10 protein-coding genes and 1 pseudogene are annotated in these 20,831 nt (G+C 35.5%); 1 reads left to right on the top strand and 10 read right to left on the bottom strand.

Annotated features, from left to right (window positions below; all coding sequences use genetic code 11):
- Window positions 1–11: 11 nt before the first annotated feature.
- The 10 genes and pseudogenes from HPY79_00475 to HPY79_00430 all read right to left on the bottom strand — a co-directional run bounded on the left by HPY79_00475 (window position 12) and on the right by HPY79_00430 (window position 18,383).
- On the bottom strand, window positions 12–1,301 hold the full coding sequence (locus HPY79_00475; GenBank protein ID NSW44294.1) for an efflux RND transporter periplasmic adaptor subunit: 1,290 nt from the start codon (window positions 1,299–1,301) through the stop codon (window positions 12–14).
- Between the two features lie 6 nt (window positions 1,302–1,307).
- A pseudogene (locus HPY79_00470) lies at window positions 1,308–5,676 on the bottom strand (CusA/CzcA family heavy metal efflux RND transporter).
- 110 nt (window positions 5,677–5,786) lie between these two features.
- Window positions 5,787–6,098 (bottom strand): hypothetical protein, encoded by a 312-nt coding sequence (locus HPY79_00465; protein ID NSW44293.1) that lies wholly within the window; start codon window positions 6,096–6,098, stop codon window positions 5,787–5,789.
- A gap of 1,001 nt (window positions 6,099–7,099) precedes the next feature.
- Complete coding sequence (locus HPY79_00460) at window positions 7,100–8,647, bottom strand: FAD-binding protein (protein NSW44292.1); 1,548 nt, start codon at window positions 8,645–8,647, stop codon at window positions 7,100–7,102.
- 6 nt (window positions 8,648–8,653) lie between these two features.
- Window positions 8,654–9,412, bottom strand: coding sequence for a PorT family protein (locus HPY79_00455; protein ID NSW44291.1), 759 nt, complete (start codon window positions 9,410–9,412; stop codon window positions 8,654–8,656).
- Between the two features lie 26 nt (window positions 9,413–9,438).
- Entirely contained in the window at window positions 9,439–10,137 is a 699-nt protein-coding gene (ubiE, locus tag HPY79_00450) for a bifunctional demethylmenaquinone methyltransferase/2-methoxy-6-polyprenyl-1,4-benzoquinol methylase UbiE (protein NSW44290.1), read from the bottom strand.
- 2 nt (window positions 10,138–10,139) lie between these two features.
- Window positions 10,140–12,362 (bottom strand): phosphoribosylformylglycinamidine synthase subunit PurL, encoded by a 2,223-nt coding sequence (purL, locus tag HPY79_00445; GenBank protein ID NSW44289.1) that lies wholly within the window; start codon window positions 12,360–12,362, stop codon window positions 10,140–10,142.
- Window positions 12,363–12,455: 93 nt separating this feature from the next.
- On the bottom strand, window positions 12,456–13,292 hold the full coding sequence (gene murI / locus HPY79_00440; protein NSW44288.1) for a glutamate racemase: 837 nt from the start codon (window positions 13,290–13,292) through the stop codon (window positions 12,456–12,458).
- A 64-nt stretch (window positions 13,293–13,356) separates the two neighbouring features.
- Window positions 13,357–14,265, bottom strand: coding sequence for a type IX secretion system membrane protein PorP/SprF (locus HPY79_00435; GenBank protein ID NSW44287.1), 909 nt, complete (start codon window positions 14,263–14,265; stop codon window positions 13,357–13,359).
- Between the two features lie 29 nt (window positions 14,266–14,294).
- The gene (locus HPY79_00430) at window positions 14,295–18,383 is read right to left on the bottom strand and encodes a gliding motility-associated C-terminal domain-containing protein (GenBank protein ID NSW44286.1); all 4,089 of its coding nucleotides are present in this window, start codon (window positions 18,381–18,383) and stop codon (window positions 14,295–14,297) included.
- 299 nt (window positions 18,384–18,682) lie between these two features.
- Here HPY79_00430 and HPY79_00425 point away from each other — a divergent pair, with 299 nt between their 5' ends.
- Complete coding sequence (locus tag HPY79_00425; GenBank protein NSW44285.1) at window positions 18,683–20,743, top strand: thioredoxin family protein; 2,061 nt, start codon at window positions 18,683–18,685, stop codon at window positions 20,741–20,743.
- Window positions 20,744–20,831: the final 88 nt, after the last annotated feature.

The following is a 20,831-nucleotide window of genomic DNA, read 5'->3' as shown; positions in this document are numbered from 1 at the left end:
GCTTTTAATTTTTAATGATTGTGTCCTCCTGTGTTAGATAATTTGGCATTGACAAAAAATGCTCCTTTGATTACAATTTGAGCATTGGCAGGAATGTCCTGTACAAAAGTTATTGCGGTGTAGCCCATATTGGAAACGCCTTTTACAACTTCTATTTTTTCAAAATTGATGTTGCCGTTTTCTTCATTGCTGTGTTTACGGTCTTCACTTTCGTGGTTGTGTTCTTCGCTTTCTTCTTCGTGGTGTTCTTCCGCTTTTTTATCAGTAACAACAAAAATGTAGTCTTTTCCGTCTGCGTTTACAATGGCTTCATTGGGTACGGCAGGTGTTAGGGCATTGCTCAAACTCACAATTCCTGTAATGTTCATTCCGTCAATCAAACCTATTTTGTTTCCTGTAACGGTGCAATGCACGGCAATGGTTTTGCTCTCGTTTTCAAATGATGAACCAATGCTAAACACTTTTGCATCGTATTCATTAGTAGGATTATTGGTTAAGGTAAAATGAATGGTTTGCCCGATTTTCAAAAGCGGTAAATCTTTTTCAAACACTTGTAAATCCAAATGCAATGAACTGTTATCTACGATTTCGGCAACAGGCGAAGAAATATCTACATAACTGCCAATCTTTGCAAACAAATTGCTTATTGTTCCATTCAACGGACTTGTAACTACCAATGTAGATTTCAAGTTGCTGTTTGATACCGAATTTGGATTGATGCCCATTAGCTGTATTTGCTGTTGCAATGATGCTTTTCGGGTGCGAAGCGTATTGAGTTCTGCCGTTGCGTATTGCAGATTTTTCAAAGCTCCTGCGTTTCCTGCATTGAGTTCATTTTGGCGTTGTACTTCCTGTTCTGCAAAAGTGATTTTACTGCCAATAGTCAAATATTCTTCCTGCAACTGTATAAACTGCGGATTGGCAATCGTAGCAATTACCTGTCCTTTCTTTACATAATCGCCAATTTGCACATTCAGCGTTTTGATAACTCCACCATACAAAGAAGTGGCAATTGCTTTGTTGTTGTTTGGAACTTTAAGCATACCATTTACCTTTATAGTGGCTGTGAGTTCCTTGTTTTCTACTTTGCCCAACGTGATGCCAACGGCTTTTATCTGCTCTTGTGTAAGCGTGACAATGGTTGGCGTTTCTTCTTCGTGGTTGTGTCCGTCAGAAGTACCTGTTTCTTTTGTATTTTCGTCATTATGCGAATGATTGTCTTTGCTACCGCAACTGCTTATCACAAGCAAAGTGCATAGTGCCAAAGGAAAAACGATTGAATTTTTTATTTTGAATTTCATACCGAATTATTGATTGATTATTGAATAAATATTGATGACCGATTGATTGACCTGCTGAATACTTTTTAGGTAATTCAACTGAATGTCTGTTGCCGTTTGCAAAGCATACAAATACTCCACATAGCTTATATCGCCTGTGCGATAACCTAATTGAGCCGATGAAACAATATCGTTTGCATTAGGCAAGGCTTGTTGCTGATAGTAATTGAACTCCTGCAAATCCTGCTGATACTGCTGTATGGCATTTTGAAACTGTGTTTCCAACAAAATTTGCTGTTGCTTGGTGTTGGCTTCAATGGCTTGTTTTTGATAGTCCAAAGATTTTATCCTTGCTTTTGTAGCTCCGAAAGTCAAAGGAATAGAAACACCAACGCTTACATAACTGAACCGATTGCCCGAATTAAAATACTGCTCCTGTCCGTTTATAGTTTGAAAACCTATTAAAGACTGATTAGTGTAACCAATCGTAAAATCGGGCAAACCCTGTGCTTTCTCTACCTTTTTTGTTTGTTCTGCAATGATTATATCTTGATACAACGCCTTAATTGTCGGGTGGTTTGCAATGGCTGTGCTGTCTAACAAAGTGCTTACCTGCAAAGGCTTAAAATCTGTATCATTGGCAACTTCAAACGGTTCTTTTGTATTCATCAATGCCTGTAAATTTTGATAAGCATTATTGAGATAAACTCCATTTTGTTTCAGCAATAAATTGATTTCGCCTTGCTTGGCTTGTGCTGTACTGATTTCTACTTTTTTGGTGTCGCCTGTTTTGTAACGCAGTTCTGCCACTTTGATAAAATCATTGTACAAACTATCCAAATACAACAACTGCTTTTGATTATTCTGCAAATACTGAATTTGATAGAAATAAGTACGCACTTGATTTTTTAACTCCAATACGGTTATTTCACTTTGTAATTCTTTGCCTTTTACTTCGGCATTTATCAGTTGTTTTTTAGCACCGAACAAAGTCGGAAACGGTATCGTTTGTGCTACTTGAAAAGATTGGTCAAACTTTATACTGTTGTATTGTCCCAACTGTGCATTAAAATCTAATTTCGGTAATTCGCCCGATGTTCTTTTCAGACTTTGAGCCGATTTTATTTCAAAATCTTTCGCTTTTATATTTCCGTTGTTTTGCAATGCAATGTTTATCGATTCATCTACACCAATTATTTTTTTGTTTTGAGCATTTGCATTGAAACTTAAAACAGAAAGCAACAACACAATTACGGTTGTAACGGATTTCATTTTTCCTTTTTTTCTGATGTTGATTTTTGAATTGAAAATGATATACAGCAAAGGCAGTACAAACAGCGTAAGGAAAGTAGCCGTAATCAATCCGCCAATAACAACGGTTGCCAATGGTTTTTGTACTTCTGCTCCTGCACCTGTGCTTAATGCCATAGGCAAAAAGCCCAAACTTGCTACGGTTGCCGTCATTAGTACAGGTCGCAACCTTTCCTTTGTGCCGTCAAATACTCGTTTGAAAATGTCTTTAACTCCGTCTTTTTCTAATTGGTTGAAAGTTCCGATTAAGACAATTCCGTTTAATACTGCTACACCAAACAAAGCAATAAAGCCGATACCTGCCGAAATGCTGAACGGCATACCACGCAACAGCAACGCAAACACGCCACCTATGGCACTCATTGGGATTGCGGTAAAAATCAGGCTTGCCTGTTTGACCGAACGGAACGTAAAGTATAGCAACGAAAAAATAAGGAACAGCGAAATTGGAACAGCTATCATCAGGCGTTTACTTGCTTTCTGTAAATTCTCAAACTGTCCGCCATAAGTAAAGTAATAGCCTGTGGGCAATTTTATCTGCTCGCTTAATTTCTGCTGAATATCTTCAACCACACTTTGTACATCTCTGCCCGATACGTTGAAGCCGATAACAATTCTTCTTTTGCTTGCTTCCCGGCTGATTTGTGCTGGTCCCAACTTGTAGCTAATATTAGCTACTTGTGATAGTGGTATCTGATTACCTGTGTTGGTAGGTATCATCAAATTGCTTACATCGTCTATGTCCGTTCTGTATGTACTGTCTAATCGTACCACTAAATCAAAACGCCTTTCGTTTTCAAAAACCTGTCCTGCACTTTTTCCTGCAAATGCGGTGCTTACTACATTGTTTACATCTTCTACATTGATACCGTAATTGGCAAGTCGTGTTCTATCGTATTCTACATTGATTAGTGGCAATCGGCTAACCCGTTCTACCTGTGGCGAAGTCGCTCCGTTTACTGTTTGAATAACCTTACTTACCTTATCTGCATAAATGGCAAGACTGTCTAAATTTTCCCCGAAAATCTTAACCGCCACATCCTGCCGAATCCCTGTCATCAATTCGTTGAAACGCATTTGTATAGGCTGATTTTTTTCAAAGAATACACCCGGTATAACCTCCAAAGCTTCATTGATTTCATCAGCTAGCTGGTTATAGCTTTTCTGTTCTTTCCATTCCTTTTTTGGTTTAAGTATTACCATTAAATCTGTGGCTTCAGGTGGCATCGGGTCGGTAGGTACTTCGGCAGCCCCTGTTTTGCCGACTACCATTTTTACTTCATCAAATTCCTTGATAATTCTTGATGCCTGCATTGAAGTTTCAATACTTTGGCTCAACGAACTGCCTTGTGGCAATATGCAATGAAACGCAAAATCGCCCTCTTGTAATTGTGGTATAAATTCGCCACCTAAATTTTTAAAGAGCAAAAGGGAAAAGGCAAAGAGTAGAGCGGTCGAAGCAACAATCCAATATTTTATTTTTACGGCTTTCTGCAAAAGCGGTTGGTAAATGCTTTGCAGGTAGTTCATCATCTTGTCTGAAATGGTTTCTTTGTGTGAAACTTTTTTTTGACAAAAACAAAGCACACATCATTGGTATATAAGTAAGCGACAAAATAAATGCTCCCAAAATGGCAAATCCTACTGTTTTAGCCATTGGTGTAAACATTTTGCCCTCAACGCCTACCAATGTGAGAATAGGAATGTACACGATTAAAATAATGATTTCGCCAAACGCTGCACTGTTTCTGATTTTGGAAGCGGACACAAAAACTTCGTTGTCCATTTCCTGCTGTGTCAGCTTGTTCATTGATTTTCGCAAACCCAAATGGTGCAAAGTGGCTTCTACAATAATAACTGCACCGTCCACAATCAAACCAAAGTCAATAGCTCCTAAACTCATTAAATTGGCACTTACTCCGAAAACATTCATCATTCCCAAAGCAAACAGCATTGACAACGGAATAGCGGAAGCCACAATTAAACCTGCTCTTAAATTTCCCAAAAACAGCACCAACACGAAAATGACAATCAACGCTCCCTCAATTAAATTCTTTTCTACGGTGCTGATTGCTCTGCCAACTAAATCTGTTCTGTCCAAATAAGGCTCAATGACAATATCATCGGGCAAAGATTTCTGAATGACAGGCAATTTTTCTTTGATACGTTTTACTACTTCGTTGCTGTTTTCGCCTTTGAGCATCATTACCACACCGCCAACGGCATCTACTTCGCCATTGTAGGTTAATGCTCCGTAGCGAACCGCATTACCAAAACGAACTTCTGCAACATCTTTTATAAAAATCGGAATACTGCCGTTAGTGTTTTTTACAGCTATGTTTTTTACATCTTCCAACGAAGTAACCAAACCAATACCCCGAATGAAGTAAGCATTTGGTTTTTTGTCAATGTATGCACCACCTGTATTCTGATTGTTCTTTTCAAGAGCATTGAAAATATCGGTAACACTTACACCCATTGCCTTTAAGCGGTTGGGATTTACGGCTACTTCATATTGTTTCAGTTCGCCACCAAAACTGTTTACTTCGGCTATGCCTTTTGTTCCGTTTAGCTGTCGGGCAACAATCCAATCCTGCATAGTACGCAAGTCTTTGGCATTGTATTTATGTTCACTCCCTTTTTTGGGGTGTATGATGTATTGGTACACTTCGCCCAAACCTGTGCTTACAGGTGCAAGTTCGGGTGTGCCAATGCCTTTTGGGATTTTTTCTTCGGCTTCTTTCAGTTTTTCATTGACAAGCTGTCGGGCAAAATATATATCCACATTATCATCAAATACAACCGTAATAACCGAAAGCCCAAACCGTGAAATACTTCGGGTTTCTTCTAAATCGGGCAGGTTGGCAATGCTTTGTTCAATAGGAAATGTCACCAACTGTTCCACTTCCTGTGCCGCAAGCGTAGGACAAACGGTAATAATCTGAACCTGATTGTTGGTAATATCAGGTACGGCATCAATGGGAAGCTTTGTGGCACTCCACACTCCCCAAATGATAAGCAACAAGGTCATTATACCAATAACAAGCTTGTTTTGAATACTAAATTTTATGATTTTATCTAACATTATTTTTAATCAGTTTAATGAATGAATACACGATTATTTGCGGTGCGTAAGCACCGTAAATAATTCTGTTTTGTTCTGCGTTACAGAACATCATAAATTCATTAACTGATTTATGGCGGTTGCCAAATGCTTCCGTAGTAATTGGAAGCGAAAAAGAAATTAAAAACGGGTATTTTAAGTGAAGTTGCGACAGGTTTATTTACCTTTATGCTAAACGAATCAAAGGTTATATTAACAGGGGTATTACAACAACTACAAATACAAAACGGACTGCAAAAATCGTTATGTTCTGCATCGCCATTGTGCGTTTTAGTAATTTCTGTTTTTGAAGTATTGGGGGCATTCATACCGAGTGCATCAGTACAAGGCATTAGCGATAATGCCAAGAAATAAACACTGAATATGATTAAAAAACACTTCATTCGCTGGTAAAGATACTTAAAAATTTAAAACGCTGTCTAAGTTCGATAGGGAAAAAGTGGCTCTTTTGGTTTTGCGAAGCGTTGGCGTTGTGTGTCGGGCAAAACCAAATGTGCCACTTGTGCGGTGGCAGAAAAACAAAAAAATGTGTGTTGGGCAAAAATTAAATCTTTGTCTTGTGTCATTGTCTGCTCGTTTTTTCTGTCCGTTTGGTCTTGGTAGTGTCGTCCGTTACCATTGCTGCCAACGTTCCGCCGCTTGGTAGCGTTTTTATGAACGTTGCTCGACAAAGTTAAAACATTTATTTATAATATCCAAGTGTTATTGAAAATAAACTAAAAAATGCTACCAAGCGGCTGTTATGTTTGTGTTGCGAAGTATGCTGTTAAGTAAGCTTTGGCATGGAAATTTGTATTGCTCCCTTTCTCCAATAAGCTCAATAAAGTGGTTTATTTCGTAGAACGTTTATTTTGTTGCCCATTTTTTTGTTTTCATGCCCGTACAAATTTCATGACAAAGCGTGTGAAAAGTATTTTTGCTCGAAAAAGCTTCTGAGGTGATAATTTTATGATATGCTAAAAAAATAAACTCAGCTAATATGAAACACTAATACTTGTGAATACGAGCAATGAAATATAACTCGTTTATATGCGCTACTTTATTGCGCCTTATTTCCATATTTGGATGTATAAGCGCTATAATGTAGCGTTTTATTTTTTTACAAATATAAAAGATAAATTACAAATCATTAAAAGGCGATTTAATTTTTTGTAAACTATTTTTGCTCATTTTATTCTACAGCTCCGCCCTTTCACTTACAGTTTTTGTAAGCTAAAAAGAGCTTGTATATAATACCTGAAAAGCATTACAGATGTTAACTATACAAAAATAAAACAAATTTCAATAAACAGCAAATAAGTTTTTTATTATTTTTCCTCTGTAATTTTTTAAATGTTTGGATTTTTGCAACGTTCTTTAAATTATTAATTTTAGATAATTGGATTCACCATTTTTGTGCAATAACTTCAGCAACAGCTACCCCATCAAAAGCAGACGACGTAATTCCTCCTGCATAACCGGCTCCTTCGCCACAAGGGTATAAGCCTTTTATTTGCAATTGTTCATAAGTATCAAGATTTCGTGGAATACGAACAGGCGAACTGGTACGACTTTCTACACCAATCATAATAGCTTCAGCATCAATAAATCCTTTCATTCGGTATTGCAATTTCTTGAATGCTCCCTTTAATCGTTCTACTATAAAAATAGGGAGCCATTGGTGCATAGGCGATGAAACTAGACCCGGAATATACGATGTAGTCGGCAAATGATCAGATACTCTGCCTTGCATAAAATCGACTATTCGCTGTGCTGGGGCTTTTAAGCCATTTTCAACCATTTGATAAGCTTTTTTTTCAATTGCCAACTGAAATGCTAACATATCAGCCGCAGTAGCCTGTTTAGCAATATCTTCTGGACGTATTTCTACAACAAAACCGCTATTAGCAAATGGCGAACCTCTATGCGAAGCCGACATTCCATTTACTACCGTCAACCCTTTTTGAGTTGAAGCAGGAACAACCATACCCCCTGGGCACATACAAAAAGAATAAACGCCTCGCTCATTTACCTGTTCTACAACTTTATATTCTGCAGCAGGTAAATACTTTATATATTTTTCATCATGATATTGAATCGTATTTATCAATTTTTGTGGATGTTCAATACGAACCCCTAAAGCAAAACCTTTTGGCAAAAGCTCAACTCCTAATTCATCAAGCATTTTATATACGTCATGCGACGAATGCCCCGTTGCTAGTATAACAGCATTGGCATAAATAGTTTCATCACCATTAACTTCAACACCCTTGCAAATACCATTATTAACAATGAGTCGATTAACTTTTGAGGCAAAATGTACTTCCCCACCCGATTGTATTATCCATTTGCGAAGATTTTCTACAATTGCCGGCAATTTATCACTACCAATATGTGGATGAGCATCGATAGCAATATTAGTCGAAGCACCAGCTTGTATCAACAATTTTAAAAACCATTCAATATCTCCACGCTTTGACGAACGAGTATAAAGCTTTCCATCTGAAAAAGTCCCAGCTCCACCCTCACCAAAACAATAATTCGATTGCTCATTTACTTCATTGATCCGATACATTTGAGCAATATCGCGTTTGCGTTGATGCACATCGTTTCCTTGTTCAAAAACAATGGGCTTAATTCCTAACATAATTAAACGCAAAGCAGCAAACAAACCAGCAGGTCCCGAGCCTATTATTATAACCGATTTATCTTTTTTTAATTTTTGAGGTATAAAAGCTTCATTTTCTTTTATGACCTCAAACTTATCGATATGAACTAAATAGGTTAACTGTAATTTTACCTGTGCATTGCGAGCATCAATCGAACGCTTAATCAATTGTATAAAAACAATTCGTTTAGAATTTATTTTCAATTGCTGAGCTAAATAATTTATTATTTTATTATCGTTTTTAGCATCAGCGGGCGAAATAATTATGGTAACTTTTTGAATCAAGTTAAATTATTTTCCTTTACGTTTTCCAAATTTAAATATCCGAATATCGCTACCTTCAAATGTAAACGAAAGCATAAGCATTTTGCTATTCATACGTTCAATAGCCTTTGTAAACTGCGTATTATCAGGTACAAGAACATTATTTAAACCAACCACATACTTAAGTTCCATTGCAAACTTAAAGTATTCTAAAAAAAAATCTGTGCCAAAGCCTAATTCATAATAATAGCTCCAGCGACCAAGTCTAATCTTGGGTCGCTCATCATCGCGAATACGTTTTTGCGATGCCAAATCTACTTTTATACTTCCACCAGCTATTAAATAAGGACGAAAATTATTTATACGCGCACCTTTATATTCTAACAATAAAGGGAAATCGAGAAAGGTTGATTCTATTTTCATAGTATGTGTGTAAAATGTTGTATCTTTTTTAACCCAATATTCTAAATTTCGCTGACCTAAATTAAGTCCAGGCAAAAAACGAATCGAAAAATTTGAAAATGGAATATTATAATTCGATACAATATTTATATTTAAACCAACTTGAGGGATATTTTCTACTGAATAAACAGAATCGAGTAACCAAAAAGCAGAAGAATTGTGAATAGTAAAATCCATATAATTAAAACCTAAAGACATGCCAAAATGCAATGGAATTACATCATATTTGGGCAAATTAGTAGGTGCTGTCGATTCTTTTTGCGACTTAACAGATATATGTATTAAACAAAATATAAATAATATGAGTAATAATTTAAATTTCATGCTCCTATAACGGGAAAAATATCTTTTTATTTTTTTAATACAAAAATAGCAACTAAACCCATAAACAATACTTTTGTTTTTAAAATTTTAAAACCAGCATGTTGGCATATTTGCTGAAAATTGTCTTTAGTATAAAACTCATCGATACTCTGTGCTAAATATTTATAAGCATCGCGATTTTTTGAAATAAGATAAGCTATAAAAGGCAATATATATTTTAAATACCACCTCAAAAAGACACGTGTTAATTTGTTATTGGGCTTAATAAACTCCAATACAACCAATACTCCACCAACACGCAACACTCGATAAATTTCGGCTAATCCTTTGGGTAAATTTTCAAAATTTCGAACGCCAAAAGCGACACTTGCTGCATCAAAATAAGCATCGCTAATAGGAATTGATTCAGCAGCCGATTCTATATATTGTATATTCTTTAATTGTAAAAATTGATGTTTTTCTTTTGCTATGGCTAGCATCTTCGTAGATATATCAATTCCTATTATGTTAAAATTGCCTCTGTTAGCTATTTCTATAATCATATCGCCTGTACCAGTTGCTACATCTAATATTGTAGTAGGTCTATTAGACAATAGCTCATCTACTGCTTTTTTTCGCCATTTTTTATCTGCATTAAATGATAAGATATGATTCAGCGTATCGTAAGTTGGGGCTATATTATCAAACATAGCTCCAATTTTTTCGTTCGATTTATCGAGCATCATGGCTATGCGTTCATGATTTTCTCAATTGCATTATTATATAATTGTGTATAATCTTTGATAAATCCGTACGATACATCGTCAATACGCAATTCACCTTTTGTAACATGCCCAAGAGTGATAAAGGGGAAATTTTGTTTTACCATAAAATCGATAAAAGCATCTTCACGCGATGGACAAACCGATACGACTACCCTGCTTTGACTTTCACCAAATAAAAAGGCATCTTCGCGAATTTCGCTATCTGTAGTTATATCAAAACCTAATTGATTGGGAATAGACGATTCAAGTAATGTAATAAATAATCCTCCTTCTGAAACATCGTGAGCCGAACATATCATTCTATGTTCAATTAATTCCATTATAATTTGTTGCAACTTATATTCTTCTTCAATGTCAAAATAAGGTGCAGGCGATTTTTCTACTCCATGATAATGAATTAAATATTGCGACGATGCAATATCGTTTTTCGAAGGGCCTATTAGGTATATCATATCGCCTTTACGCTCAAATGCTAACGACATCTGGTTTTTCTTATCCATAACTCCCAGCATACCAATAACCGGAGTTGGGAATATGGGTTCTATTTTACCGTCGATAGCAGTTTGATTATAGAAACTAACATTTCCACCTGTAACGGGAGTTTCAAACTTTTTACAAGCTTTAGACATTCCTTTGATAGCTTCGACAAATTGCCAATATACTTCGGGATTATAAGGATTACCAAAGTTTAAACAATTTGTAATAGCGATAGGTTTTCCACCAGCGCATACAATATTTCGGGCAGCTTCGGCCACTGCCATAGCCGTTCCCTCTTGCGGATTAGCATATACATATCGAGAGTTACAATCAACCGTCAATGTCAATGCGATATTGGTACCTTTAATATTAACGATTCCAGCATCAGCAGGTAAGTTAGTCGTCATATTTACGGTCCTAACCATGGTATCGTATTGTTCGTATATCCAGCGTTTTGAAGCTATAGTAGGAATTTGAGTTATTTGTTTAGCCACTTCAACTAAATTTTCTGGTATATCAATATCATCAATATTAAAACTACTTAATTGTTTTAAGTAATCTGGTTCTTTGTACGCTCTATCATATACCGGGGCGCCACCTCCTAGAACAAGCGATTCTGCTGGTACTTCTGCCACTAGTTGGTTATTGAAATAAAAATACAATTTATCTTCATCAATTACCTCACCAATAATAGCATAATGTAAATCCCATTTTTGAAGTATTTGCTCTACTTTAGCTTCGTTGCCCTTTTCAACAACAACTAACATTCGTTCTTGCGATTCTGAAAGAAGTATTTCCCATGGTTCCATATTTTGTTGACGAAGTGGCACTTTAGATAGATCTATTTTCATACCACACTTACCACGAGCCGACATTTCCGATGTGGAGCAAATAATACCAGCAGCGCCCATGTCTTGCATACCAACAATTAAACCATTTTCATTAAGTTCGAGTGTGGCTTCTAATAAAAGTTTTTCCATAAAGGGGTCGCCAACTTGTACACTTGGAATATCGTCAGCAGATTTCTCATGCAAATCAGCACTTGCAAAAGTAGCACCGTGTATCCCATCTTTACCTGTAGAAGAGCCAACAATGTATACAGGGTTTCCTACGCCTTTGGCTGTTGCCGATATAATTTTATTAGTTTCAACAATACCAACCGACATGGCATTTACTAATGGATTGTAATTGTAGCATTCATCAAAATATACTTCGCCTCCAACTACGGGCACGCCAAAAGAATTTCCATAATCGCCAATTCCTTTTACTACTCCTTTTAACAACCATTTGGTTCGATCAAGTTTTAAGTTTCCAAAACGCAAAGAGTTTAATTGAGCAATGGGTCGAGCTCCCATTGTAAAAATATCACGATTGATGCCACCTACTCCAGTTGCTGCTCCCTGATAGGGTTCAACAGCCGATGGATGATTATGTGATTCTATTTTAAAAGCACAAGCCAAGCCATTACCTAAATTTACCAAGCCTGCATTTTCGCTTCCTGCTTCAGCTAATAAATACTCGCCCTTACGAGGTAATGTTTTTAACCATTTTATAGAGTTCTTATAGGATGCATGTTCTGACCACATTACAGAATATATACTTAATTCAGTAAAGTTTGGAACTCTACCTAAAACTTTTTTTATCATTTCAAACTCTTCGGGTAAAATACCTAATTCTTTTGCAGTTTCTATATTTACTTGTTGATTCATGGTGGTGTTTTTTTTCTTTTACAAAGATAACAGAAAAAGTTTAAAGTATAAAAGACGAATTGTATATAAAAGCTTTAAATTATGGGTCAAATTTTATATATTTAAATGAATAACCTTTTGAGCATTTACTTCTTCGCCAAAAAAAATATTAGCTCTTTTATTAAATAATTCTTCGTTATCAGTAGTATAAAAAGTAGTTGTTCCAGTTTTTGTACAACGTGTCTCTATTTCGGGATGACGTTTCAAATAATCTTTCAAGCTTTGAGCAACAATAACATCTTGAGAAATAATTTTTACTCCTTCGGGAACAAAACGTTCAATAGTAGGTAGTAATAAAGGATAATGTGTACATCCCAAAATAATGGTATCTATACCGCTATCTTGACTTAATAAGGCTCGAATATCTTTTTCGATAAAATAATCGGCACCGGGCGTATTCATTTCCTCGTGTTCTACAATTGGCACCCATAAAGGACAGGCATGTTGGTAGGTTGTAATTTCTGGATATAACTTTTTAATTTCAATTGGATAAGATTCTGATACTATGGTACCAATGGTACCTAAAATCCCGACTTTTTTTGTTTGTGTATAATTTCCAATCGCTTCAACCGTTGGACGAATAACACCTAACACGCGTTTGGTATTATCTATTTGAGGCAGATACCGTTGTTGAATGGTTCGTAAAGCTTTTGCCGATGCGGTATTACAAGCAAAAATAATAAGCGGACAACCTTGTTTAAAAAGCCATAATACGGCTTCGAGTGAATATTCTAAAATAACTTCAAACGAACGACTTCCATAAGGTGCACGAGCATTATCGCCCAAATAGATAAAATCATATTGAGGTAAAAATTGTTTAAACGATTTTAAAACCGTTAACCCCCCATAACCGGAATCAAAAACACCTATGGGACCTTGTATGCTATTCATGCCGTAAAGGTAAAAAAAAAGGCTGTCGATTCAAATGACAGCCTTTAATATTATTTTCTATGCATTATAACAATTTAGAACCTCGGTTTTTGCCTTCTGTAATATTAATACCGATAAGAATTTCGTGACTACCACTGGTATAACGTTTAATGTTACTCATAGTATAATCAAAAGCATAACCCAAATAATATTTTTTTACCTTTACCCCAAGCATAGCCACTATATCTTTACTTGAACGATATGAAACACCAAGCCAATACATTCGTTTATAATATCCTTTAACATTAAAATCGATTTGCCAGGGTGTTTGCATAGTGCCTTTAAACAATAAGGAAGGCTCCACTTCAAAATCATCGTTTAATACAAATTTATATCCTCCCATTGCATAGTAATGACGAATAATGGCATTTTTATCTACACTGCTATCGCCGAAATCAATATTAAGTTGAACTAATTGTGTGGCCGAAACTCCAACAAAATATTTGTCGTTGTATAAATAGATTCCGAAATCAGCATCAGGAACAAATTTTGTTATTGTAGAGTAAGACAATGCTGGATCTGCATCATCAATGGCTTTAAATTTCGATTCATCAAATTTAAACTGAAATGCTTTTAAAGCTAAGCCAATCCCCAATTTTGAATTAATGCCTGTAAGTGGTAAATGATACGATGCACAAGCCTGTATACCAATGCGGCTCATTGGACCAAATTTATCGTTAAAAACATATCCACCCACACCCAATTTTTGATATTCAAATAAATAATGAGCACTTAACGCTTGCGTAGAAGGAGCATCATTAATACCTACCCATTGTTGGCGAGCAGTTAAACGTACTGGAAAATAATCTACACTACCAGCTATTGCAGGATTTAACAAAAAAGCATTCATCATATACTGAGAATACAAAGGAAGCTGTTGAGCATTTGCTGCAAACCAAAAACTTCCTAACAAAAAGAAAATCAATCTTTTCATATTTTTATTTTTATAAGTTCATATTTTAATTATCTTACAATGGATACAACTCCCGTTATAGGATCATCATCATTTAATTTAATAATATATATATAAGAGCCCATTGGCAAGTCTTTACCATTATGTTTACCATTCCATCTATTAGATTTATTCACATATTCTAAACCAGTGCCTTTAAAATCGAATAATTTATCACCCCAACGCCCATATATTTCAATAGAAACTTTTTCATATCCTTGAACCCCAATAATTTCAAAATCATCATTTTTACCATCATTATTAGGTGTTATTACATTAGGTATTTCAAGCGGAATGTCTATGTAAAAAGTATCAACTAATAAACAATGATGAGCATCCGAAACAGTAACGATATAGGTTCCGCCTCCTAAATTCGTTAAATCTTCGGATGTAGCACCATTTGACCACAAATAAGTGTAGGGTAATAAACCTCCTTGTACTGTAATATCTATACTACCAATATGATTTATAACTTGAGTTTGGGACATCAAAGTCATGGCAGGAGGATTATATAAAGTAGCACTAGATGTAGCGGTACAATAATGAGCATCTACAACGGTTACAACATATGTTCCGCTTGCTGCTTGTGTTAATGTGTCATTATCAACTCCACCTATCCATTGGTATTGATACGGAGGCGTGCCACCATTAGCCACAGCAACTATAATTCCTTCGTTACCATTGTAACATAATGGATTTTGAGCTTGAGTAGAGACGATTAATTGTGGTGGATTAGAAAGCTGAATATCATTAGCAACAACACTACATTGATTGGCATCGGTTATAGTGAGGTGATATACTCCAGCTGCCAGCGGTGATATAGTACTTCCACTACCACCTATCGACCAACTATACGAATAAGGACTTACCCCTCCATTTACATTTGCAGTTATTTGACCATCATTGGAGTTATAACAAGCAGGATGAGTAATATTCAAATTTAAATTAAGAGCAGCAGGTTCGGCTATAGGAATGGTAGCCACTGATGTGCAACCATATGTATCAGATACCGTTACGTTATACGCCCCAGCTGGTAAATGATTTTGAATAAGGCTTGTATCGGATGTATGCGACCAATTAACTAAATATGGTGGGGTAATATTTAAAATACTTAATTGTATTGAACCTGTTGAATCACCATTACATGCTACATTGGTGGTCGTATAATTCAATTGAATATTTCCGCCTTGATATGCTACGTTTGCATTGAATTGAGCCGTACAACCATTAGCATCCGTTACTGTAACGGTATAGTTTCCATGGTAAATGCCATGAATAGCTGAAGTAGTATCGCCTGTTGTCCATAAGTAAGTATAAGGAGCGGTACCACCGGTAATATTAACAGAAGCACCACCGGGAGCACCACAGACTTCAGGATCGGCAGTTATTTCAGCAGTCATTGCTGATGGCGATGTTAAGGTAATAACATCATAATCCGTACATCCATTGGCATCACGCACAATAACTTGATAAGTACCAGTAGGTAAATTATTAAAAACAGCGTTAGAAGACCATGTATTACCATTATCAATGCTATAAAATTGAGCACCTGTTGCTTGTATTGTTATTGAACCATTGGCACCATTAAAACAAGATACGTTAGTAGAATTGATTACATTAATGATTGGAGCTGGAACTGAACCTACTATTGTATTAAATACTTTGGTACAATTATTAGCATCAGTAACTGTTACTGAATACGAACCACCAGTTATATTAAAAATAGAATCAAGTGTTGAGCCATTTGACCATAAATAAGAATAACCCGGTGTTCCGCCACTAACTACAATGTGCGAACTACCAGGCGTACCACAAAATTCATCTTGATTAACAAAATTAGCCATAATTTCAGAAGGTGATTGTATTACAGCTAATGAAGGAGTATTACATTGACCAGCATCTTGAACTAATATGGCATAAGTTCCTGCAGCTAAATTAGTAAATGTATTTGACACTTGCCAATTTGTACCATTATCAATACTGTACTGAACAGCGCCGGTTGCATCAATTGTAATCACACCTGTATTAATGCCATAACAAGCAAGATCGGTAGTTTGAACTTGATTTATTATCGGTCCGCTTGTTCCATTCACTTGAATATTATTATAAGTTGCTTGACAACCGTTTGCATCTTGAACCAATGCATTATGGCTACCTGTTCCAATTTGTGTAAACACATTATTAGCCTGTAAAGTTCCTCCATCCAAAGAATAGCTAAGTGGAGCTGTACCACCATTCGCATTAATAGTTATTTGTCCATCGGGTGTGCCAATACAAACAGAGTTATTTACTACATCAACAGAAGTAATTGTGGGCGATGGATTGACGGTTACAACAACGTTAGCAGTGCTTCCTGTACAACCATTAGCCGTAGCTTGAATAGAATATGTAACCGTACCCGCGGTTGCATCACTATTAACAAGTGTTTGTTGTATTAAACTGCCCGTACCATTGGCATAACCTGTAATATTCCCACTAGGAGTTGCTATCCATGAAAAATCAGCTCCAGAGACATTAGAACCTATAGTAATGTTAGTGGCTGTTCCACTACAAATAGATTGTGTAGTAACCGATGGAATTGCCGACGGAACAGGATTCACATTCACAGTAGAAGATGCTGTAGTGGTTAAACCACAAGCATCGGTTATAGTAACCATATATGTAGTTGTTGAGCCAGGGTTTACGTTTATAGGATTCGTTGTATGTCCAGAGTTCCAGCTATATGTAAAAGGAGTTTGTCCACCGTTAATGGTTGCATTTAAAGTAGTGGAACTGCCATTGCAAATATCAACCGTTGGTGGAAGCGAACTGGAGAAAGGTGTAGAATTGTCTAAAATATAAACGGTACCCGAATTGATTATTGGTGTTCCGCATAAATTGGTTTGAATGCCGAAATCAATATTTTCAGTGGCTTCAATACTACCATCTTGAACCGGTACTATCGATAGCGTAGTTGTTTGTTGTCCAGCAGGAATAGTAACATAATAATTGTTAGGCGGAGTATATGACCCCGATATATCGGGAATTGTGTAATAATCAACTCCAAATTGTGCACTACCACCTAATGTAAATGGCACATTTCTGTTCATTGGCGTTGCAGAACTTAACGAAAAAGTAAGCGTACCATTACTGCAACCTTCTACCATATTGGTCCCTCCACCGGCCGTTGGATTTGAGGTAGTGTATGATATTTGATTCACAATAGGGCTAATAAAACTATTTTCTTCTAAAAATACACCAGAATCATAATAAGGATCTGTAACATCAGCAATAGCAATTTTCATATGATATTGTTTACATGGAGTTACATAACATGAAGCTGTTAATACGGTTGTAAGTCCATCAAACTCAGTTTGTCTAACATTATAAGTATTATCAATAAAATAAGCACAATTGGTACATGTACCATTAGAATTACCCCATGGTTGGTTATTTGGATCAGGACAAGGTCCATTATTGATGGTATTTATGGCTACTGCAGTATTAGGTGTTCCTGGAACTATAGCTATATTTTTATTACTATAATTATAACCATCAGCCTCTAAACTGGTAACAAAGAAACCAAAAACGTCATTATAAATATTATTTACCCATTCATTATATTCTTCAGAAGCAAAAACATATCGAAATTGAATATAATTTGATTCGGGCACAAAATCAAACTCTAACACAGCTTTATCAAAAGTATTAGCATTAACAATTGAATGCAAAGTAGCATCATCACCCGTGCCTGTTACTGTTGATAGTCCAAAATATGTATTTGAACCAGTTATTGTTGCATTATTAAAATACTGAATCCAAACACCATTATTATAATCCCACGTTGTACTTCCAACATTACCCGTTGAAATAACAATTCCATTTGATATCCCAATAGAAGAACTTCCCCCACTAAAAAAACCAGCATTACCCGATTGAGTTCCTGCAGTGCTTCCAGAAAATGTGGCATTAGAATAAGTAACACCAGTGCCTACTAACTTGTCAACCAATTGATTAGCATTAGAAGGATTGGAAACAGTTGATATGTTATAAATAGAAAACTGTGCGTAAGAAACCATAAAGGTAAAATTCAATAATAAGAAAAAAATGCTTTTTTTCATGTGTAATTATTTTTTAATTTTTAAATTAAGGTCACATGGAATACGCCATTCGAATAAAGAGCAAGGCTTATTTGTGAGTGATAATTTCATTTTCGGTTGCTGTGAATTTATTCTCATGGCTATTTCATACCGTTTAATTTATACATATTTGCACAAATATATATTTATATGATGAAAATACAAAATTTTTTAATTATTTTTTTTGAAACTTCAAAAGTTCTAATTAACTTTTTTTTTAATTCGCCTAAAACGATTTAAGATAAAATATGTATATATTTGCATGTTTAAAAAAATAATACATGAGAACGTTAATATTTGCTATTGTATCAATTCTTTTAGTTTTTAGTGCTCATGGGCAAGTAAAAAAACATGTTTCATGGACATACGAAACCAAAAAAATTTCTGAAAAGGAATATCAAATTATTTTTAAAGCAAAACCCGAAAAAGACTGGCATTTTTACACTCTAAAAGATAAATTAAATCCACTATTATTCAATTTTAAACGTAATAATTTCTATATCCTAAAAGGCAGAATAAGCGAGTCGCCCAAACCCAAAGTTGAATACGATGAACTCATGGAATCAGAACGCAGCTATCATGAAAAAGAAGCAATATTTAACCAAAATATTGAAATAAAAAGCAATGAAGCTTTTAATATCGACGTTTCAATTGAATACCAGGCCTGTTTATTAGATGGCATGTGTGTGATGGAAGAATATGATTTTAGCATTCCTATAAAACCCGAAAAAAATGAAACTAACATTGATACTACTAATATAGCTCTAAATAACGATTCTAATATTAGTCCTATAGACACTAATGAAGCTTCGAAGCAAGAAAACGTCTCCATTGAAAATAACAATACCCCTGTTCAAAATGAACAAAATTCTGACAATGATTCGCTTTGGTTGTTTTTTTTATTTTCATTCCTTGCTGGCTTAGCAGCGATTTTAACTCCTTGTGTTTTCCCCATGATACCTATGACGGTTTCGTTTTTTATGCACAACGACACAAATCGTAGAAAGGCAAAATTTCAAGCTATTGCATATGGAATAAGCATTATTTCAATATATACCATAATTGGAACCATTGTAGCCATTACTTTAGGAGCGAATTTTGCCAATTTTTTGAGTACTCACTGGTTGCCCAATGTTTTCTTTTTCTTAATCTTTTTAATTTTTGCTTTTTCTTTTTTTGGCATGTTCGAAATCGTTCTTCCTTCATGGCTAGTTAATAAGTCAGACCAAAAAGCTGAAAAAGGTGGACTTTTAGGACCATTTTTTATGGCATTCACGTTAGTACTTGTTTCATTCTCATGTACAGGTCCTATTGTTGGTGCTATATTAGTTAAATCGGCTGGTGGTCAAGTATTAGAACCCATTATTGGCATGTTTGGATTTTCACTTGCCTTTGCATTACCTTTTACTATTTTTGCTTTATTCCCATCACTCATGTCTAAACTTCCCAAATCGGGAGGCTGGCTCAATTCAGTTAAAGTTGTTCTGGGATTTCTTGAACTTGCTTTAGGTTTAAAATTTTTAAGTATTGCCGATCAGACCTATCACTGGGGAATACTTGATAGAGAAATTTATTTAGCTATCTGGATCGTTATTTTTACACTTATGGGTTTTTATTTACTAGGAAAAATAAAATTTATACACGATAGTGATGTCAACCATATTGGAGTACCTCGTTTAATACTATCGATCATTACCTTCTCTTTTGTAATTTACATGTTGCCAGGAATGTGGGGAGCACCATTAAAGGCATTATCGGGTTATTTACCACCACAAAATAGCTTGGATTTTGATTTTGAAAAAATAGTACGCGAAACTATAGATGCCTCTTCCCATATAAATAATTCAAACCATGATAATGAATTATGCGAAAAACCCAAATATGCCGATTTTCTGCATTTACCGCATGGTCTCAAAGGCTATTTCGATTACGAACAAGCTTTACAGTGCGCTAAAAAACAAAACAAACCCTTATTTATCGACTTTACAGGTCATGGTTGTGTAAATTGCCGCGAAATGGAAGCCAATGTATGGAGCGATCCTAGAGTATTAAAACGTTTACGCGAAAATTACATCGTTGTTGCCCTGTATGTTGACGATAAAACAGAATTACCCAAAGAAGATTGGATCGTTTCAAAAATAGATGGGAAAACCAAAACATCGATTGGAAAAAAATTTGCTGACTTTCAGATTTCCCGTTTTAATGTTAATGCACAACCTTACTATGTTTTACTTGACACTTCCGGAAACCTTATTATTCCTCCAAGAGCTTACAATCTAGATGTTGAAGCTTTTATTCAATTTTTAGATGATGGACTTCAAAAATTCCACCAAACCAAGTAATTTTTTTTAATAAGATAAAAAGATGTTATTTTATTAAGTCTATAAGAGTAAATAGATTATTATTCTTTTTTATACCTTTGCCATTAGA

The sequence above is a fragment of the Bacteroidales bacterium genome, assembly GCA_013314715.1.
GTDB lineage: Bacteria > Bacteroidota > Bacteroidia > Bacteroidales > GWA2-32-17 > Ch61.
Note: the sequence above shows the minus strand (reverse complement) of the source record. Positions and strands in the feature narration are given on the sequence as shown.

Coding starts and splice junctions, on each gene's coding strand:
- HPY79_00475 (NSW44294.1), bottom strand. CDS start 1,301: ATGAAATTCAAAATAAAAAATTCAATCGTTTTTCCTTTGGCACTATGC.
- HPY79_00465 (NSW44293.1), bottom strand. CDS start 6,098: ATGAAGTGTTTTTTAATCATATTCAGTGTTTATTTCTTGGCATTATCG.
- HPY79_00455 (NSW44291.1), bottom strand. CDS start 9,412: ATGAAATTTAAATTATTACTCATATTATTTATATTTTGTTTAATACAT.
- ubiE (NSW44290.1), bottom strand. CDS start 10,137: ATGATGCTCGATAAATCGAACGAAAAAATTGGAGCTATGTTTGATAAT.
- purL (NSW44289.1), bottom strand. CDS start 12,362: ATGAATCAACAAGTAAATATAGAAACTGCAAAAGAATTAGGTATTTTA.
- murI (NSW44288.1), bottom strand. CDS start 13,292: ATGAATAGCATACAAGGTCCCATAGGTGTTTTTGATTCCGGTTATGGG.
- HPY79_00435 (NSW44287.1), bottom strand. CDS start 14,265: ATGAAAAGATTGATTTTCTTTTTGTTAGGAAGTTTTTGGTTTGCAGCA.
- HPY79_00430 (NSW44286.1), bottom strand. CDS start 18,383: ATGAAAAAAAGCATTTTTTTCTTATTATTGAATTTTACCTTTATGGTT.
- HPY79_00425 (NSW44285.1), top strand. CDS start 18,683: ATGAGAACGTTAATATTTGCTATTGTATCAATTCTTTTAGTTTTTAGT.